The organism is Myxococcus sp. NMCA1, from assembly GCF_026810205.1.
GTDB lineage: Bacteria > Myxococcota > Myxococcia > Myxococcales > Myxococcaceae > Myxococcus > Myxococcus xanthus_A.
This window is the reverse complement of sequence record NZ_CP113950.1, coordinates 3,623,946-3,641,013: the sequence shown is the minus strand read 5'-3', so window position 1 is coordinate 3,641,013 and position 17,068 is coordinate 3,623,946. Positions and strand designations below refer to the sequence as shown.

Genomic DNA, 17,068 nt, shown 5'->3' with positions numbered 1-17,068 from the left:
CTGACTCCGGGCTCGCGTCGGCCCGGGGCTTCCATTAGATGGAGGCCATGCGTCCCACCGTCCTCCTCTTCGATATCGATGGAACCCTGGTCACCACTGGCGGCGCAGGGCGCCGCTCCATGGAAGCTGCATTCGAGAAGCTGCACGGGCGGCGGGACGCGTGCGACTCGTTTCCGATGTCCGGCATGACCGACCGGGCCATCGCCCGCAAGGCGATGCGCATCATCGGCGTGGAGGACTCGGCTGCGGCCATCGACGCGGTCATCGACGCCTACGTCGCCCACCTCGCTGAAGAGGTCCACAAGGTGGATGACCAGCGCTACCGCGTCTTTCCGGGCATGCGCGAGGCCGTGAAGGAAGCCCGGTCGCGGTCCGGGTTCGCGGTGGGACTGGGCACGGGCAACGTCCGTGAGGGCGCCCGCGTGAAGCTGGAGCGCGTGAGCATCTACGACCAGTTCGACTTCGGCGGCTTCGGCTGCGACAACGAGGACCGCACCGAGCTGATTCGCTGCGGCGCCAAGGCCGGCGCCGCGAAGCTGGGCGTCCCCGTGGAGGAATGCCGGGTCGTCGTCATCGGCGATACGCCCAAGGACGTCCATGCGGCCCAGGGCGTCGGCGCCGAGTGCATCGGCGTGGGGACTGGGACCTTCTCCGTGCAGGCCCTCCTCGACGCAGGGGCCACGGTCGCCTTCCCTGACTTCTCGCATCCCCAGGCCCTGGAGATTCTGCTCGGCGGGCGCTGAGGCCCTGCCCGACCGCTCGGTGCTCGGCGCCGGGTGTGCTATCTCCCGCCGCCCTTCCGAGGAGCCGCCGCATGTCGTCCACGCTCGAATCGTACGAGCTCATCCGCTTCGCCGAAGCCTTCGAGGCCCGCCTCGCCACGGCGGGGGAAATGCTCACCGGCCGGCCCGGCCTCGACGCCGAAAAGGGCTGGCTGACCACCGCCCTGGAACTGGTGCGCACCGCGCGCGCGCCCACCGAGGGCGTGCTCGACCGCGTGAAGGACCTGCCCGAGCTGGAAGAGGCTCGCGAGGAGTATGCGTTCCACCAGCAGGGCCTGTGGGTGGACGTGCTGGAGAAGCTGCTCGCCGGCATCACCTTCACCGCCAGCAGCCGCGCGCCCGTCATCGAGGCCCTCTTCCCTCATCTGAAGTTCCCGCAGCTGCGGAGAGCCCCCCGCGAGGCCGTCCTCGAGTACGCGACGTCCTACGAGCGGCGCACGAAGAGCGCTTATGTGACGCGCATCTTCGCCCGGGATGACTTCGCGCTCGTGCGGCCCGTCATGGAGCAGGTGCTGAGCGCCCACACCGCGTGGCGCTCCAGCCATGAGCCGTCGCCGCTGACGCTGGAACAGGAGAGCCTTCTTCGCGAGGAGCTCGTGTCGCTGGGCCGGAAGCTCGAGCAGTCTCTGCGACAGGCACGCCTGCTGGCCGAAGCCGCGCTCGTGCCCGCCCCCACCGTCTACGAGGCCGCCGGGCTGAACCTCAAACCCAAGCGCCGCGCGGGACGGGGACTGTCGCTCTCTGACGACGCGATGGGTGGCTTCGATGAGCCGACGGACTCCATGGAGCCCACCGAAGCCGAACTCGCCGAGGTCGCGGCCCTGGATGCAGGGGGCGACATCTCCAGCCCTGCTTCCGTGGCGCCTTCGGCGGCTCGTGGCGACACGGCGACGGAGAGTGCCGCCCCGGGTGGTGATACGTCCGCCAGCGCAGCCAGCCCGGAGGCGCTCCAGGACTCGGGCGCACAGCGCTCGGACAACGGTGGCGACTCGGGCGCGGTCGGTGGCCCCGAGCTGAAGGACGGGGGCTCGCCCTCTACGGCAGAAACCGGCGTGGCCTCCGCGAGCACCTCTTCTGAGTCGCACGATGGCGCTGTTGCCCAACCGGAGGCGGCTCCCGAGGGCGCGGAACTCGCGGGCAAGGGCGCCTTGGAAGATGCGGCCCGGGCCGACATGGACGATGCGGCCCCCAAGGCCACGGATGGAGCGGTGACGAACGACAGCCAGCCCGCGGCGACCGCCGAGGCCACCGCGCCACGCGGCGCGCGACGGGGTCGCAAGAAGGCCGATGCAGCGGAGCCTGCCGCGGCCGAGGCCACCGAACCTCCGGCCTCGGGTGAGGCACAGGCGCCTCGCATCCGGAAGAAGAAGGCTTCCTCGCAGTCCGCCCCACCGACTCCCGACGCGGACACGCCTTAAAGGACACCGGGCCATGGCGGACGTCGCGCTTCCCATCGATCCCCTGTTGCCGGACATCGTCTCCACGCTGCGGGGCGCGCGGTCGCTCGTCCTGGAAGCACCTCCTGGAGCGGGAAAGACCACGCGCGTGCCTCGCGCGCTCCTGGAGGCCGGACTCGGTCAAGGGAAGGAAATCATCGTCCTCCAGCCACGCCGGCTTCCCACGCGGCTCGCCGCACAGCGCGTGTCCGAGGAACTGGGCGAACGCGTGGGCGAGTCCGTGGGCTACCAAGTCCGCTTCGAGGACGTGCGCAGCGCGAAGACGCGGCTGTCCTTCGTCACCGAGGGCGTGCTCGGCCGCCGGTTGCTCTCCGACCCGAAGCTTCGCGACGTGGGCATCGTCGTGCTCGACGAATTCCACGAGCGGCACCTGTCCGCGGACATCTCCCTTGCCCTGCTGCGGCGCCTTCAGGAGACGGCGCGCCCCGACCTCAAGGTCGTCGTCATGTCCGCGACGCTGGAGGCGGAGCCCATCCGGACCTACCTCGGCGGGTGTCCCTCGCTCCGCTCCGAGGGCCGACGCTTCGATGTAAGCGTGGAGTACCTGCCCGCGCCCGATGACCGCCATCTGGACCAACAGGTGCTCTCCGGCATCAAGCGGCTCTTCACCCAGGGCGTGGATGGCGACGTGCTCGTCTTCCTCCCCGGCGCCGGCGAAATCCGCCGCGCACGCGACGCATGCGCCGAGTTCGCCGAACGCCACGGCGCCGACGTGCTCCCCCTCCACGGCGACCTGTCCCCCGCTGAGCAGGACCGCGCCGTGCGGCGCAGCTCGCGGCGGAAGATCATCCTCTCCACCAACGTCGCGGAGACGTCCGTCACCATCGACGGCGTGGCGGTGGTCATCGACTCCGGGCTCGCGCGCGTCGCCTCCCACTCCCCCTGGTCCGGCCTGCCCACCCTCAAGCTGTCCAAGGTCAGCCGCGCCTCCGCCATCCAGCGCGCGGGCCGCGCGGGCCGTACGCGCGCGGGCCACTGCCTGCGCCTCTACACCCAGCACGACTTCGACGGCCGCCCGGAGCAGGACGCCCCGGAGATTCGCCGCACGGACCTGGCCGAAACCGTCCTCTCCCTGCGCGCGTCCGGCATCACCGACCTGGCCGCCTTCCCCTTCTTCGAGCCGCCCCCGGCCGCGTCCCTGGACGCCGCGGAGACGCTGCTCCGCCGACTGGGCGCGGTCGACCCCACCGGCACCGTCACGGAGGTGGGCGAACGGCTCCTGCGCTTCCCTGTCCACCCCCGGCAGGCGCGCATCATCGTCGAGGGTGAGCGCCGGGGCGTGGGCGCCGAAGCCGCCGTGCTCGCCGCCCTCATGGGCGAACGCGACATCCGCCGCGAGGCCCGCGCCAACCTGGGCCAGGGAGGACGTCCGACCGCCATCGTCAGCGGGCCGTCCGACCTGCTGGAGCTGTTCGAGCGCTTCCGCGAAGCCGAGCGCGCGAACTTCGCGTCGGGCCGCATGCACTCCCTCTCCCTGGAGGCCGGCGCCGTGCAGTCCGTGGACCGGGTCCAGAAGCAGCTGCGGCGCGCGGTGCGTGGCCAAGGCGCCCGGCCCCAGCGGCCCGAGGACGTGGAGCAAGCGCTGATGCTCAGCGTGCTCGCCGGCTACCCCGACCGCGTCGCCCGGCGGCGCCGGCCCCGTGCGCCCGAGCTGCTGATGTTCGGAGGCGGGACGGCCACGCTGTCAGACGTGAGCGTGGTCCAGGACGCCGACCTCATGGTGGCCGCCGACGCCGAGGAACGCCCCGGCAAGGGTGCCATGGTTCGGCTCGCCAGCGCCGTGGAGCCGGAATGGCTGCTCGACCTCTACCCGGACACGCTGGAAGAGGTGGACACCCTCCAGTGGAACGCTGAGGCCCGGCGTGTGGAGCGGCTCACCCGCCTGTCCTACGGCAACCTCGTCCTGGAGGAGACCCGCACGCCCGCGCCCGCCTCGGAGGCCACCGCGCGCGTGCTCGTGGAAGCCGCGCTGGCCGCGGGGCCTGGTAAGTTCGCGGACCCGGAGGCCCTGGAGCAGTGGCGCACCCGTGTGGCCCTGCTGGCCGGGGCCTTCCCCGAGGCGAAGTTCCCCACCGTCGATGACACCTTCCTGCGCGATGCGCTGGCGTCGCTGTGCTCGGACGCGCGCAGCTTCAAGGACCTGGAAGGGGTGTCCCTGCTGGACGCGCTCTACGCACGGCTCAACTCAGAGCAGCAGCGGTTGCTGGCCACGCATGCGCCGGAACGGGTGACGCTGCCCGGAGGCCGCGGCGTCAAGGTCCACTACGAGCCCGGCAAGCCGCCCTGGGTCGAGTCGCGACTCCAGGACTTCTTCGGTATGGCGCAGGGGCCCAACGTCTGCGCGGGTCGCGTCCCATTGGTGCTGCACCTGCTGGCGCCGAACATGCGCGCGGTTCAGGTGACGACCGACCTCGCGGGATTCTGGGAGCGGCACTACCCCGCAATCCGCAAGGAGCTGTGCCGCAAGTACCCCCGGCACTCATGGCCCGAGGACCCGCGGCATGCTCAGCCGCCAGCCCCCCGGCCACCGCGCCGTTGAGGCGACATCAGAAGCGCTTGTGCATCTCCAGGTGCTCCATGCCGGCTTCCTCGAAGACGCCGCCGACCGGCTGGTAGCCGTGCTTCTTGTAGAACTCCAGCGCGTAGAGCTGGGCGTGCAGCATGATGCCGTTGACGCCACGCCGACGCGCCTCTGCCTCAAGGGACGTCAGCAACATGGAGCCCACGCGCGCCTTGCGGTGCGCCTGGAGGACGGCCATGCGGCCAATCTGGCCCCACGTGCCTTCCTGGTTGGCCGGAGGCTGCGTCAACATCACCAGCCGACCCGTACCAATGGCGTGGCCGCCCTGGTTGGCGATGACGTGATAGGCGTGCGCGTCCTCGGCGTCGCGCTCGATGCCTTCGGGAACCGCCTGTTCCTCGATGAACACCACCTCGCGGATGGCGAGCGCCTGCATGAGCTCCGCCTCACTCTGAATCTGAGTGATGGTGACGGGCGCGGAAGTATCCGTGGGAGAGGCCATGTCGCGGGCAAGGTACACAAAAGCCCGCGAGGTCAACAGGCGGAAAAAGCACCGTGGCACGCCGGGGTTGCGCCCTGTGCCCCGCCTGCCTGCCGCCACTGTCGGGCCGCACGGCGGGTCCGTGCGCCGTGGTAGGCTGCAAGGCGCCATGCGCTTCAACCGAATGCTCGCACTCGCCCTGGCCCTGTCGGCCATGCCCGCCACCGCCCAGCCAGAGCTGTTCTTCGGCAATGGTCAGGCCCCCGTCTTCCGCGAGGAGGACCTGGACAAGCGCTTCGCCCGGTCGAAGCTGAACCAGGGGCTCAAGCAGGGCACTCAGGATGCCGGCTGCGCACAGGTGCTCGGGGCCATGCTGACCCTGATGGGTGAAACCGGTGTGCTGCTGCACAAGCGTGACGAAAACTTCATGCTGGACCCGGTGCTGGTCAACGCCCTCAACACCCAGCTCGTCAACCAGCGCTTTCCCGGCAACGCCTTCCTCGTCGCCATGGTGCGGCGCGTGCTCATCGACCGGAAGCTGCCCCAGGAGTGGCTGGTGACGGCGCAGGCCCTGGCGCCCTACTACCCGGCCATCGACATGGGGAGGCTTCGCTTCCTCGCCAACGGTGTGCAGCCCCTGGACAGCTTCCTGGTCACCCTGCCCGCCCTGCGGGAGCGCTATGCCCAGGAAGTCCAGCGTGCCACCTCCGTGGGCGCGTCCACCGCCGAGGCCCTCTTCCGCGAGAACTACCTGGACCACGAGGTTGCCTTCGGCGCGCTGGAGCTGGTGGACCTCAAGCTCGAGAAGCCGAAGAAGAAGCGCTTGAAGAAGGACGAGGAGCCGGAAGCCCCGTACATGCTGGCCCGGCTGTTGTGGGTGGAGCCCGAAGCGCCGACGACGGAGCGCTTCGAGTTCAACTTCGGCAAGGCGCCCAAGCGCCCGCGCGTGGAGATCTCCGCGAAGCTGCAGGACACGCAGTACGCGGACCTCAACAAGCTGCTCAAGGGCTCCCGCGTCCTCGTGCGAGGCCGTTTCTGGGAGTACAAGAAGGGCCTGACGTCCATCGAGCTGCGCGACGCCCTGATCTTCCCCGAGCGGGACTGGACGAAGACGCCCTCCCTGGCGGACCCGGCCGCCGTGGCCTCGTGCCCCCTGGCCGTCAACGACCTGACCGGATTTGCGCCCATTCAGCCCGGCGCCTTCGGTACGCAACGCTGACGCGCATCCCACGTCTGGACGCCCATCCACCCGGCGGTACCGCTTCCGGGGGGACGGACTGAGGCTCTTCTAGCACCGGGGCTGGCACGCCCCCTGCTCTGCTCCCCGCGCCCACCGCACGAGGGATGCCATGAAGGTCGACAGTCGCGAGCCCACCAACGGCTCCGGACAGACGAAGTCATCCGCCGACGGAGAGCGCTTCAAGAATGCGCTCGACGAAGCGGACGCACGCAGCACCCCACCCAGGCCCCAACGCTTGGGACTAAGCCCCCGAAACGCCGCGCGCACGGGCCCCACGCCCACCCTGCTGGCCCGGGCCGCGGGGGCCGTGCTCACCGCACAGCGCGGCGCTGTCTCCAGCCCCGAGAGCCTGGGACTCAAGCGGCAGGCGATGAATGTCGAAGTCCAGCGGCTGGGCACCGTCCGGAGCGAGTCCCAGGCCCTGGGCCAGGAGCGCACCGAACACCGGCTCCATGACCTCATCGCCCGCGAGCTGTCGAAGGACCTGCGCCCCGCCCTTCCAGTTCAGCCCGAAGCACGGCCGGCTCCCGGGCCACCGCCTCCGGATGAAAAGAGGCCTCTCCAGGAGCCGATTGGCTCGGAGAGCGTCACGGCCGTGACGGCGAGCGCGGGAGGCGCGCGCGCTCCCGCCGAGGAAGTGAACCCCGCCGCACGCGCCGAGGCCGCGATGGCGCTCATCGAGCGCATCGAGGTGTTCGTGAAGTCCCAGCGGCCCGCGCTCAGCATGAGCCTGCGCGGACACCTGGACGCCACGGTGGAGGTCGAACGCACGGGCCCGCGCGAAGTGTCGCTGCGCATCCAGGGCCGGCACCGCCCTGTGGCGGCCGAAGACCTGAGCCGGCTGCGCGACGCCCTGGAATCGCGCGGGTTGAAGCTGAGCTCCCTGCGCGCGGAGTAGTCCCACCCGCAACGGAGAAGGCCCTCTCGCCGTTGGGCGAAAGGGCCTTCCGGGACACGCGACGGTCCGTGTGGGCTACGAGCCCGGCGCCGGATCCAGCAGGGAGCGCTTGCCGTCCTTCGACTTGAACTCCTCGGCCTCGGGCAGCGCGGACTTCTTCTCCGCGATGTTGGGCCACTTGGTGGACAGGTCGGCGTTCAGCGCCTTGTATTCCTTCCACTGCTCCGGGAGCTCCGTCTCCGGGAAGATGGCCTTGGTGGGGCACACCGGCTCGCAAGCTCCGCAGTCGATACACTCATCCGGGTGGATGACCAGGAAGTTGGCACCCTCGTAAAAGCAGTTGACCGGGCACACCTCGACACAGTCGGTGTACTTGCACTTGATGCAAGGGTCGGCAACGACGTAGGCCATTGAAAAGTCTCCTCTCGGTTGAAACCAGGCGCGTCCGTGGGCGCGCAGAGTAGTGGTTCGAGCTGACGATGGCACCCTGAATCTGTGCCACCCCTTCGCCGGTAGCGGGGCTCAGCCCAACAAGCCCTGGGCCAACAGCAGCTCGGCCACGAGGATGGCGCCTCGCGCGGCTCCCATCTTGGTGTTGTGCGACACCAGCACGTACTTGAAGCCGTTCTCCAGGACGCCATCCTCACGGATGCGTCCGACGGTGGTGGCCATACCGCCATGCGTGTCCCGGTCCAAACGGGGCTGGGGTCGGAAGGGATCGTCCAGCACTTCAATCCAGCGCGGCGCGGCGGACGGCAGGTTCCGAGCCAGCTCGGCGCCCTTCCACTCCCGCAGGGCCTGGGTCACTTCGGCCACAGTGGCCTTCTTGTCCAATGAGACGAAGACGGACTCGGTGTGGCCCTCCATCACTGCCACGCGGGTGCAGGTGCAGGACACCCGAACGTCATGCGGCGTGAGGCCGTCACCCGCTGGACGCAGCGCGCCGAGAATCTTCTTCGTCTCCACCTCGACCTTGTGCTCCTCCTTGGGGATGTAGGGGATGACGTTGTCGAGGATGTCCATGCCGATGACGCCCGGCGAGCGGCCAGCGCCGGACATGGCCTGCAGGCTGGTCATCAGCACCGCCTTCACCCCGAAGCGCTCCACCAGCGGCGCCAGCGTCACCGCCAGGCCCGTGGTGGTGCAGTTGGGGATGGGGACGATGAAGCCCTTCCAGCCACGGCGGCGCTGCTGCTCCCGGATGAGGGGCGCGTGCGCGGCGTTGACGGGGGGAATCAGCAACGGGACGTCTTCTTCGTATCGGAACGCGCTGGCGGCGGAGAAGACGGGGATGTCCTTCGCCAGCCGAGGCTCCAACTCGCGCGCCACGTCCGCCTCCACGGCGGAGAAGACCAGGTCGTAATCCTTGGCCTCGAGCGCGTCACCGGCCACCACCTTCATGCCGGCAAGCTCGGCGGGCAGCGGCTCCGGGACGAACCAGGCCGTCATGCCACTCGCCGTTTTCAGCGCCTCCGCATACGTCTTGCCCGCCGAGCGAGGCGAGGCCGCGAGGCCCGTCAGCTCGATGGAGGGGTGATTCTTGAGGGCGGCGATGAATTGCTGTCCGGCGAGTCCAGTGGCACCGATGAGGGCCGCGCGAAGCCTGGCCATGGGGGCGTTTCTCCAGTCTCCTGAGGAGGATGTCGCCCGCTCCATAACACCGTTTGACGACGCACCGCATCCACCCAGGCGCTCAGCGGTGCATCGCGGCGACGGGCGCCCGGGTGTGCCGCTCCGTGGGGAAGCCACCTGTGACCCACGCGAGCAGTCCGCCGTCGAGACAGACGGCCTCGCGGCCCTTCATCCGGAGCAGCCGACAGACACGGCGCGTGTCCCTTCCGTCCGGCGAGCAACCACACAAGACGATGAGTTCGTCATCCGGGAGCATGTGGTGGTCGCGGGCGATTTCAGCGGACGTCATCCGCAAGGCCCCTGGGATGTGCAGGTCATAACGCTCCCAATCGGCAGCGTCGCGACAGTCGAGGACGAGCACTTCGTCGTCCCCCAGACGCATGTAAAGCTCGGCACAGACGATGATGGGCTCCACGGTGCCCTCCGCGGGGTCTCTTCGGGTAACCCGGAGCGCCAAGGGCCTCTTCCCACGCCGCCTCCCCGCCTGCCCTCCACGTGACAGGCGGGGCGCCGTGCCGCACCGCGCCCCCGCCCTACAGGCCGAGCTGCTTGGCGATGATTTCGTTCATCACCTCACTGGTGCCACCGCCGATGGGCCCCAGCCGCGCGTCACGCCAGTGGCGCTGGATGTCGTACTCCATCATGTAGCCCGCGCCGCCATGGAGCTGGAGGCACTCATCCGCCACGCGGCAACACGTCTCGGTGGCCACCTTCTTCGCCATGGACGTCTGCGCCACCGCCCACTCGCCAGCCACGTGCAGGCGCAGCGCGTGGTAGGTGAGCTGACGCGCCGACTCGCGCGCGGTGAAGAGCTCCGCCAGCTTGTGGCGCACCACCTGGAACTGATGGAGCGACTGGCCGAAGGCACGCCGTGACTTCACGTGCGCCAGCACCGTCTCCAGCATGTCCTCCATGGCTCCCACCGCGCCCAACGCGAGCGACAGACGCTCCCACTGGAAGTTGCCCATGATCTGCGCGAAGCCCTGCCCTTCCACACCGAGCAGGTTCTCCGCGGGCACGCGGCAGTCCTCGAAGTACAGCTCCGCGGTGTCCGAGGCGCGCCAGCCAAGCTTGTCCAGCTTGCGCCCCACGGAGAAGCCCGGCGTGCCCTTCTCCACCACCACCATGGACAGGCCCTTGTGACCCGCGGACGGATCCGTCTTCACCGCCAGCACCACGAAGTCCGCGCGCACGCCGTTGGTGATGTACGTCTTTGAGCCGTTGAGGACGTAGCTGTCGCCCTCGCGCCGAGCGGTGGTGCGCAGCCCCGCCACGTCCGAGCCCGCGTCCGGTTCGGTGATGCCCAGCGCGCCAATCTTCTCGCCCCGGATGGCGGGGGCCAGCCAGCGGTGCTTCTGCGCGTCCGTGCCGAACTGATGGATGGGCCCCGTGGAGATGGTGAACTGGGCCCCCAGCCCCGCGGACACACCGCCCGAGCCGCAGCGCCCCAACTCCTCCAGCAGCACCGCCTCATACAGCTCCCCCGCCGCCGAGCCCCCGTACTCCACCGGATACTTCAGGCCGAGGAAGCCCAGCTCGCCAAAGCGGGTGAAGAGCTCCCGGGGGAACGCCTCCCGGGCCTCCCACTCCTTCACGAAGGGAAGAATCTCCTTCTCCACCACCGCACGTACGGTGCGACGAAACGCGTCATGCTCTTCCAGGTACAGCCCTTGGCCGTGAAGCATCTTTCGAGCACCTCGTCCTTTCGGGTGCCCGTACGCACGCGCACCCGGGGTGGAACCTTCTGGTAACGGCATGGTAACGGGACGCATGCACAGCAGGCAGCTGTTGCATCCTTGACCGCGTGGTGGCGGGCTGCGTATAAAGCCGACCCCATCCTCTCGGCGCCATAGCCAAGTGGTAAGGCAAAGGTCTGCAAAACCTTCATTCCCCGGTTCGAATCCGGGTGGCGCCTCAAAGACACAAGGCCCGGTGCGGAAGTCACTCCGCATCGGGCCTTGTCCTTTTCAGGGGCTGAGCGGACGGGTCAGCAGCCCAGCTCCACCGCGCCGATGTCCGGCCCCCCACCGCAGAACGGGATGCCGACGTCGGCGCCCGAGTCCAGCGCCATGGGCCCCGGCGCGAACGCCGCCCCGAGGTCCGCCGAGCCGAGGCGTGAGGTGGTATCTCCCGAGGTGGACTGGTAGGCCGTGAGGTCCACGGGCTTGCCGTCCTTCTTGAACTGGGCGCCCGCTGGGAAGAGGTTGTTGCCCAATTTCATCCCCGGGGCCATCGGGCCCATGTTCACCGCGATGGGGGCTTCCGCGAAGATGTTGTTCTGCACCACCGGGGACTGGGTGGGGCCGCCGGTGCCATGGCCGATGATGAGCGCCGTGGCCGCGCGGGTGACGGTGTTGTTCACCACCCGGGTGCCCTTCGAGTTCTCCAGGCGGATGCCCGTGCCCTCCCCGCCTCCGGCCTCGGTCATGTCGTACACGCGATTGCGGCGGATGACGACACCGGTGGGCACGGCGCCTTCACGGGTGCCGCCCACCGCGATGCCCTTCGCGCCGTCGTAGATTTCGTTGTCCTCCACCAGCACGTTGCTCGCGGAGTAGTGGATGACGACGACGTCCCCCCGCGCCGTGGTGGTCGGGAGGAAGCGGTGCATCCGGTTGTTGCGGATGGTCACCCCGTAGCACGTCTTGATGTCCACGGCGTTCTCGCGGTTGCCGTAGAAGTGGTTGTTCTCCACCAGCAGGTTCTCCGCGGGCGGCAGGTTGCTGAAGCCCTCGGGCCCCAGGCACTGCACGGAGTCACCCGAGTTGTCGTGGATGTCGTTGTTGCGCACGGTGACGTCGCGCGACGTGGGCTGCACCACGACGCCGTGCGAGTCCTCGTTGTCGGTGGTCTTCACGAAGTCGTGGATGTGGTTGTTCTCGATGATGGGCCCGGTGGCGTTGTTGAACGTCGTCACCGCGCCGCCGCCCGTGCCGCCGTGCAGGTCCGAGTTGACGAGCATCGAGCCCGTCACGTCGCCCTCAAAGGTGACGGCGAAGGGCGTCTGGCCCTCCATATCGATTTCGAAGCCGTCGATGATCCAATGCGGCTGGCGCACCTGCAGCAGCCCGTGCTCGCCGGGGCCCAGGACGATGCGCGGGCTGCCCTCGCCCTGGAGCGTGATTTTCGCGTCGGCCGTGCCCGGCTTCGCGTTGTCACCGATGATGACGCGCTCCGCGTAGGTGCCGGGCAGGACACGGATGAGCTCACCCGGACTGGCCAGGCCGATGGCCTTGTTGAGCGTGCGCAGCGGCTGCGCGGCGCTGCCATTCCCAGCGTCGTTGCCAGACGTGCTCACCACCCACTCACGGGTGTAGACGGGCGCCTCTGCGGCGACGACCATCGCCGTGGCGTTGACGGCCGGTTGGGGCGAAGGGTCCTCGATGTTCACGTGGTCCGTGTGTTCCGGCAGCGCAGCCACCGGAGTCCCCGCCACCGCCTGCACGCCGACGGGCGGACGCGTGGCAAAGGTTCGAGTGGGCGTGGGCGACTCCGTCTGCCCAGGCGCGGGCATGGGCACGGGGCGAGGGGTCGACCTCTGAACGGGCACGGGCGTCCCTCCACTGTCGGAGCCCGAGCAGGCCGCCAAGCTCAGCAGGAGCACGCTCGTGGCCAGGAACGTCAGCCTCAGGCAGTTGCCGTGTCGGATTTTCATGAGCAGGGGCAACGCCGGAAGCCCTGTGCGCTATTCATCCCCTCGAGTCCCGACACGTACCAGCCAGCCTGCCCGGCGGGCGCACGACGAACGGTCCGTGACAGCCTGGAGGTGCGACTGTACGGTGTCGCCCCCCGTGCGCCACGCCGTCACACAGCTTCTCGCCGCCGTCCTGCTCTCCGCCTGCGTGGCCTCGAAACCCGCGGCTGACAGTCCCCGTGCATCCGCGACCGGGCCGGCCGTCGTGTCATCGTCCGAGGCCACGTCCCCATCAGGCCCCGAGGAAAGCGAAGCAGGCATCCACGGCGCCGACGCGTCGACCTCCCATCCGGCAGCCGTGGTCACACCCGGAACGTCCCCCTCGCCTCAGGACGGAGTCGCTGCGCCCACGAGGCACGGCGTCTCCACAACGGAGGGGGAGCTGGCTCTTTCAGGCTCGTCCCACGGGGGAGCCTCCACGGCAGCTCCGCCCCATGCGCACGGACCCGCGACGCCTGAGGAGGACCCGCTGGCCCAGGGGATTCCCACGCCGGGGGACCTCAAGCGCCTGGACTTCCGTGGGGGTGAGCCTCGCGTCCCCGTGCGCCTGATGGAGGGCCGGAACGAGGTCACCTTCTCTCCGCGAGGCCGGATGCGGCTGCGCTTCGGAGGGCCCGACGAGAAGATGCTCGACGCCGCCGCGGGCACGCGCTGGACGGTCCGGGTGACGCAGGGGAGCCCGGCGGTGCTGTCTGCGCGCGTGCAGTTGGCCGAGTTCCGCATGGCCGACCGCGCGGGACTCCAGGCGGCGCTGGAGTCATGGCGAGAGAAGGGGCTCGCGGTCCGGGCCCAGGTCCTGGGCTCCGTCTACGGCATCGCCGGCAAGGTCATCGACAACCGGCGCACCCTGCTGCTGGTGGACGAGGTCCTCACGCCCGACGCCGCCGGCCGCAAGCAGGCGGAGCTGCTGCGCAGCCACGGCGTCCAGACGACGCTCTTCGAGGAGGTGCGCACGCCCTCCAAGGCCATCCTGGAGGTGCGCGACGAGGCGGGCGTCGTCGTGGGCATGGCCCAGGACCGGCTGGACGCGGAGACGCCCGACGGCGCGGGCTTCGACGTGCGCCAGGTCGAATTCGGCGTGGGCTACGACTTCCACGGCTTCGAGGACCGCACCTTCCGGGGCGCGCTCCAGCTCGTCGTGGACCGCTCGGGCCGACTGGCGGTGGTGAACGTCGTTCCCCTGGAGGACCTGCTCAAGGGCCTGGTCCCCGCGGAAATCTTCGCCCGCGCCCACTCGGAGGCGCTCAAGGCCCAGGCCGTCACCGCGCGCGGCGAGGTGCTGGCGAAGGTGGGCATCAAGCACCTGGCGGACCCCTACCTCCTGTGCTCGGAGCAACACTGCGCCGTCTACCGGGGCCGTACCGGTGAGGCCGCCAGCACCACCGCCGCGGTGGAGGCCACCCGGGGCGAGGGCCTCTTCAGTGAGGACGGCCGCCTGGTGGACTCCGTCTACAGCGCCGTCTGCGGCGGCCACACCGAGGACAACGACGTGGTGTGGGGCGGGCCTCCGGACCCCAGCCTGCGTGGCCGCCCGGACGTCATTGGCCCCGTGGGCGCCCATCCCCTGCCCGCCAGCCTGGAGCGCTGGCTGACGACCGCCAACCTCCCGGCGGCCTGCCGGCTGTCCAGCTTCGCGCAGCCCAGCAAGTTCCGGTGGGAGAAGCGCTTCACGGCCGAGCAGGTGGACACCCGCCTGAAGCGGCTGGGCGTGGGGCGCGTCCAGGCCCTGGCGCTGACGGACCGGGGCGTCTCCGGCCGCGCGGCCGTGCTAACGGTGTCCGGCGACAAGGGGGCCACCCAGGTGCGCGGCGAGCTCAACATCCGCCGCCTGTTCGGCATGCTCAACAGCAGCATGGCGGTGGTGGAGGCCGAGCGGGACGCCGAGGGCCGGCTCACCGGCTGGCTTTTCCGTGGCGGGGGCTGGGGCCACGGCGTAGGAATGTGCCAGACAGGTGCCATCGGCCGGGCGGAGGCCGGGCAGCGCTACCAGGACATCCTCCGTCACTACTTCAACGGTGCCGCGGTGGCCCCCATCTATTGAGGCTGGGAGGGGTTATCCTTCAAACCCGTGCGCGGCCCGCGAATCGACCTGACCTTTTACCTGTTCAGCCGCGAACGCGACGGGACTAGTCCGCCCGTTCGGAGGTTTATCATCCCGCCGTGAGCACGGGTTCTCCAACAAACTGGCGCCGCAGGAGGCGGCAGGGGTCGTCCGCGGTGCGTTTCGCCGCGGCGATTGCGCTCGCCCTGCTCCTCCATGCCGTCTACCTGGGAACCCTGCTGCTGACGAGCTCGTTCCAGGGCGACGGGAAGGCCCGCAAGCCGGTGACGCGGCCCACCTCCGTGGCCGTACGTCCGCTCACCGCCGACCAATGGGCGCAGAACCGCGGCAAGGCCTCCCCCCAGACGAAGTCCCAGACGTCGGAGCGTCCGAAGGCCCAGGACAAGAAGCCGGAGGAGAAGAAGCCCGACGAGACGCCCAAGGGTCAGGTGGTGGACGTCGCGCCCGGCAACAACGAAGTGGACCCGAACGCGAAGTACCTCGCGGAGAGCAACAACCGCGTGAACAAGGAGACGCGCGCTCGGGAGCAGACGCCCTTCTACCGGAACGCCATGCCCCAGCGGACGGCGCCTCAGAATCAAGAAGGTCAGGATACGGACGCGCAGACGCCGCCGCGCATGGCCGGCAACAACGGCATGGGCAACGACGACCGGCCCGTGTCCCAGGGTGGCCAGAAGCCCGCCTTCGAGATTCCCGACGCCCGCAAGAAGAACGAGGTGGCGATGAAGACGGACCCGACGTCGCCGGGTCCGGGCATGGAGGTGAACAACCAGAACGAGAGCGACGAGGTGGTGGGCAACTCCAAGCGCCTCAACATCCAGCCCGGCACCGGCGGCGAGGAAGCCGGCTCCACGGGCCGCGCGGGCGCTCCGGGGCTGGCGTCGCTGATGCCGTCGCGCGCCGTCATGGACAAGGTCCTGGGCGCCGCGCCCAACGACCACCTGCAGGACGCCGAGGAAGGCGATGGCACCCTCCTCAACACGCGTGAGTGGAAGTACGCCAGCTTCTTCAACCGCGTGAAGCAGAGCGTGGGCATGCACTGGAACCCCAACGAGCAGCTGCGCCGGAGAGACCCCACCGGTGGCATCTACACGGGGCGGGACCGGTACACGCTGCTGCAAATCACGCTCGATGAGCGCGGCCAGGTGACGGACATCCAGGTGGAGAAGAGCAGCGGGCTCGACTTCCTCGACTTCGAGGCCGTGTCTTCTTTCAAACGCGCGCAGCCCTTCCCCAACCCGCCGCCCGGCCTGCTGTCGGACGACTCCAAGGTGAAGTTCCAATTCGGCTTCTTCATGGAGATGGGCGGCGGCCCGAAGATGCGGCTGTTCCGCCAGCCCAATTGAGCACGCACTGAAGTACCGTGCGGCGCCGTGGAAGCAACGACGCTCACCGACAGAAACCTCGCGCAGCAGGAGCGGAACCGGAAGGTCCGCAAAGTGCTGCTGGGCATCCTCGTGGCCAACTGGGTGGTGGCCAGCGCCAAGCTGATCTTCGGAATGCTCAGCCAGTCCGCGGCGGTAACGGCGGACGGGCTGCACTCGTTCATCGACGGCGGCTCCAACGTGCTGGGGCTGGTGGCCATGGGCGTGGCGTCACGCCCGGCGGACGAGGACCATCCCTACGGCCACGGCAAGTTCGAGGCGCTCGCGTCGCTGGGCATTGGCGCGATGATTGGCGTGGGCATGCTGGAGCTGGGGCGCATGGCGCTCGACTCGGTGCTCAACGACAAGCATCCGCAGGTGACGGGCACCATGGCGGCCGTCATGGCCTTCACCCTGGTGGTGAACATGGTGGTGACGCGGGTGGAGCGGTACTACGGGCGCAAGTACAAGAGCTCCCTACTGCTGGCGGACGCGAGCCACACGATGTCCGACGTCTACGTCACCCTCGCGGTGCTGGGCTCCCTGCTGCTGGTGTGGCTGGGCTACCCGCGCGCGGATGGGCTGATTGCGCTGGCCGTGATGGTGTTCGTGGCCTGGGTGGCCTACGGCATCGTCCGGCAGGCGGTGGGCATCCTCTCCGACACGGCGCGCCTGGACCCAGACGAGGTGAAGCGGCACACGCTGTCCGTGCCGGGCGTGCGCTCCTGCCGCGACGTGCGCAGCCGCGGCATGGAGGAGAGCGTCTACGTGGACCTCAAAATCGAGGTGGACCCGCAGCTCACCACCGCGCAGGCCCATGAGGTAGCGGACCGGGTGGAGCGCACGCTGCACAGCGCCTATCCGCAGGTGGTGGACGTGGTGGTCCACGTGGAGCCAGACCGCGCCGCGCTGGCCACGCCCGCGTAAAGACGAAGGC

14 protein-coding genes and 1 tRNA gene are annotated in these 17,068 nt (G+C 69.5%); 9 read left to right on the top strand and 6 right to left on the bottom strand.

What is annotated here, in order from left to right; genetic code table 11:
• Positions 1 to 38: 38 nt before the first annotated feature.
• The 3 genes from OZ403_RS15585 to hrpB all read left to right on the top strand — a co-directional run bounded on the left by OZ403_RS15585 (position 39) and on the right by hrpB (position 4,778).
• Entirely contained in the window at positions 39 to 743 is a 705-nt protein-coding gene (locus OZ403_RS15585) for an HAD family hydrolase (protein ID WP_140854383.1), read from the top strand.
• Between the two features lie 71 nt (positions 744 to 814).
• Complete coding sequence (locus OZ403_RS15580; protein WP_268784527.1) at positions 815 to 2,200, top strand: hypothetical protein; 1,386 nt, start codon at positions 815 to 817, stop codon at positions 2,198 to 2,200.
• Between the two features lie 13 nt (positions 2,201 to 2,213).
• Entirely contained in the window at positions 2,214 to 4,778 is a 2,565-nt protein-coding gene (hrpB, locus tag OZ403_RS15575; protein ID WP_140854381.1) for an ATP-dependent helicase HrpB, read from the top strand.
• Positions 4,779 to 4,785: 7 nt separating this feature from the next.
• On the opposite strand, the gene OZ403_RS15570 is transcribed toward hrpB, so the two are convergent.
• Entirely contained in the window at positions 4,786 to 5,262 is a 477-nt protein-coding gene (locus OZ403_RS15570) for a GNAT family N-acetyltransferase (protein WP_140790762.1), read from the bottom strand.
• Positions 5,263 to 5,410: 148 nt separating this feature from the next.
• Between OZ403_RS15570 and OZ403_RS15565 the strand changes: the two genes are divergently transcribed.
• Positions 5,411 to 6,460, top strand: a complete 1,050-nt coding sequence (locus OZ403_RS15565) for a hypothetical protein (protein ID WP_174258782.1) — start codon at positions 5,411 to 5,413, stop codon at positions 6,458 to 6,460.
• A gap of 130 nt (positions 6,461 to 6,590) precedes the next feature.
• A complete protein-coding gene (locus OZ403_RS15560) occupies positions 6,591 to 7,379 on the top strand; it encodes a hypothetical protein (RefSeq protein ID WP_268784526.1) in 789 nt (262 codons plus the stop codon).
• A gap of 75 nt (positions 7,380 to 7,454) precedes the next feature.
• Here the strand turns inward: OZ403_RS15560 and fdxA are convergent, their stop codons facing one another.
• From fdxA to OZ403_RS15540, 4 genes are all read right to left on the bottom strand, one after another.
• Positions 7,455 to 7,790 carry a ferredoxin FdxA gene (gene fdxA / locus OZ403_RS15555; protein WP_011553106.1) on the bottom strand — a complete coding sequence of 112 codons (336 nt, stop codon included), beginning with the start codon at positions 7,788 to 7,790 and terminating at the stop codon, positions 7,455 to 7,457.
• A 111-nt stretch (positions 7,791 to 7,901) separates the two neighbouring features.
• Entirely contained in the window at positions 7,902 to 8,990 is a 1,089-nt protein-coding gene (gene asd, locus OZ403_RS15550; protein ID WP_140798219.1) for an aspartate-semialdehyde dehydrogenase, read from the bottom strand.
• Between the two features lie 82 nt (positions 8,991 to 9,072).
• Positions 9,073 to 9,426, bottom strand: a complete 354-nt coding sequence (locus OZ403_RS15545; protein WP_174260648.1) for a rhodanese-like domain-containing protein — start codon at positions 9,424 to 9,426, stop codon at positions 9,073 to 9,075.
• A gap of 118 nt (positions 9,427 to 9,544) precedes the next feature.
• Positions 9,545 to 10,696, bottom strand: a complete 1,152-nt coding sequence (locus tag OZ403_RS15540; protein WP_268784525.1) for an acyl-CoA dehydrogenase family protein — start codon at positions 10,694 to 10,696, stop codon at positions 9,545 to 9,547.
• A 158-nt stretch (positions 10,697 to 10,854) separates the two neighbouring features.
• Between OZ403_RS15540 and OZ403_RS15535 the strand changes: the two genes are divergently transcribed.
• Positions 10,855 to 10,926: transfer RNA gene (locus OZ403_RS15535), tRNA-Cys, on the top strand.
• A 72-nt stretch (positions 10,927 to 10,998) separates the two neighbouring features.
• Here OZ403_RS15535 and OZ403_RS15530 read toward each other — a convergent pair.
• Positions 10,999 to 12,678, bottom strand: a complete 1,680-nt coding sequence (locus tag OZ403_RS15530; protein ID WP_268784524.1) for a right-handed parallel beta-helix repeat-containing protein — start codon at positions 12,676 to 12,678, stop codon at positions 10,999 to 11,001.
• An 85-nt stretch (positions 12,679 to 12,763) separates the two neighbouring features.
• On the opposite strand from OZ403_RS15530, the gene OZ403_RS15525 reads away from it, so the two are divergent.
• From OZ403_RS15525 to OZ403_RS15515, 3 genes are all read left to right on the top strand, one after another.
• Positions 12,764 to 14,746, top strand: coding sequence for a SpoIID/LytB domain-containing protein (locus tag OZ403_RS15525; protein ID WP_328285531.1), 1,983 nt, complete (start codon positions 12,764 to 12,766; stop codon positions 14,744 to 14,746).
• Between the two features lie 119 nt (positions 14,747 to 14,865).
• Positions 14,866 to 16,113 (top strand): energy transducer TonB, encoded by a 1,248-nt coding sequence (locus tag OZ403_RS15520; RefSeq protein WP_268784523.1) that lies wholly within the window; start codon positions 14,866 to 14,868, stop codon positions 16,111 to 16,113.
• Positions 16,114 to 16,140: 27 nt separating this feature from the next.
• Positions 16,141 to 17,058, top strand: a complete 918-nt coding sequence (locus tag OZ403_RS15515; RefSeq protein WP_140790745.1) for a cation diffusion facilitator family transporter — start codon at positions 16,141 to 16,143, stop codon at positions 17,056 to 17,058.
• The last annotated feature ends 10 nt before the right edge of the window (positions 17,059 to 17,068 follow it).

Excerpts from the sequence above, each read along its gene's own strand:
- OZ403_RS15585 (WP_140854383.1), top strand. The coding sequence starts at position 39 with ATGGAGGCCATGCGTCCCACCGTCCTCCTCTTCGATATCGATGGAACC.
- OZ403_RS15580 (WP_268784527.1), top strand. The coding sequence starts at position 815 with ATGTCGTCCACGCTCGAATCGTACGAGCTCATCCGCTTCGCCGAAGCC.
- hrpB (WP_140854381.1), top strand. The coding sequence starts at position 2,214 with ATGGCGGACGTCGCGCTTCCCATCGATCCCCTGTTGCCGGACATCGTC.
- OZ403_RS15570 (WP_140790762.1), bottom strand. The coding sequence starts at position 5,262 with ATGGCCTCTCCCACGGATACTTCCGCGCCCGTCACCATCACTCAGATT.
- OZ403_RS15565 (WP_174258782.1), top strand. The coding sequence starts at position 5,411 with ATGCGCTTCAACCGAATGCTCGCACTCGCCCTGGCCCTGTCGGCCATG.
- OZ403_RS15560 (WP_268784526.1), top strand. The coding sequence starts at position 6,591 with ATGAAGGTCGACAGTCGCGAGCCCACCAACGGCTCCGGACAGACGAAG.
- fdxA (WP_011553106.1), bottom strand. The coding sequence starts at position 7,790 with ATGGCCTACGTCGTTGCCGACCCTTGCATCAAGTGCAAGTACACCGAC.
- asd (WP_140798219.1), bottom strand. The coding sequence starts at position 8,990 with ATGGCCAGGCTTCGCGCGGCCCTCATCGGTGCCACTGGACTCGCCGGA.
- OZ403_RS15540 (WP_268784525.1), bottom strand. The coding sequence starts at position 10,696 with ATGCTTCACGGCCAAGGGCTGTACCTGGAAGAGCATGACGCGTTTCGT.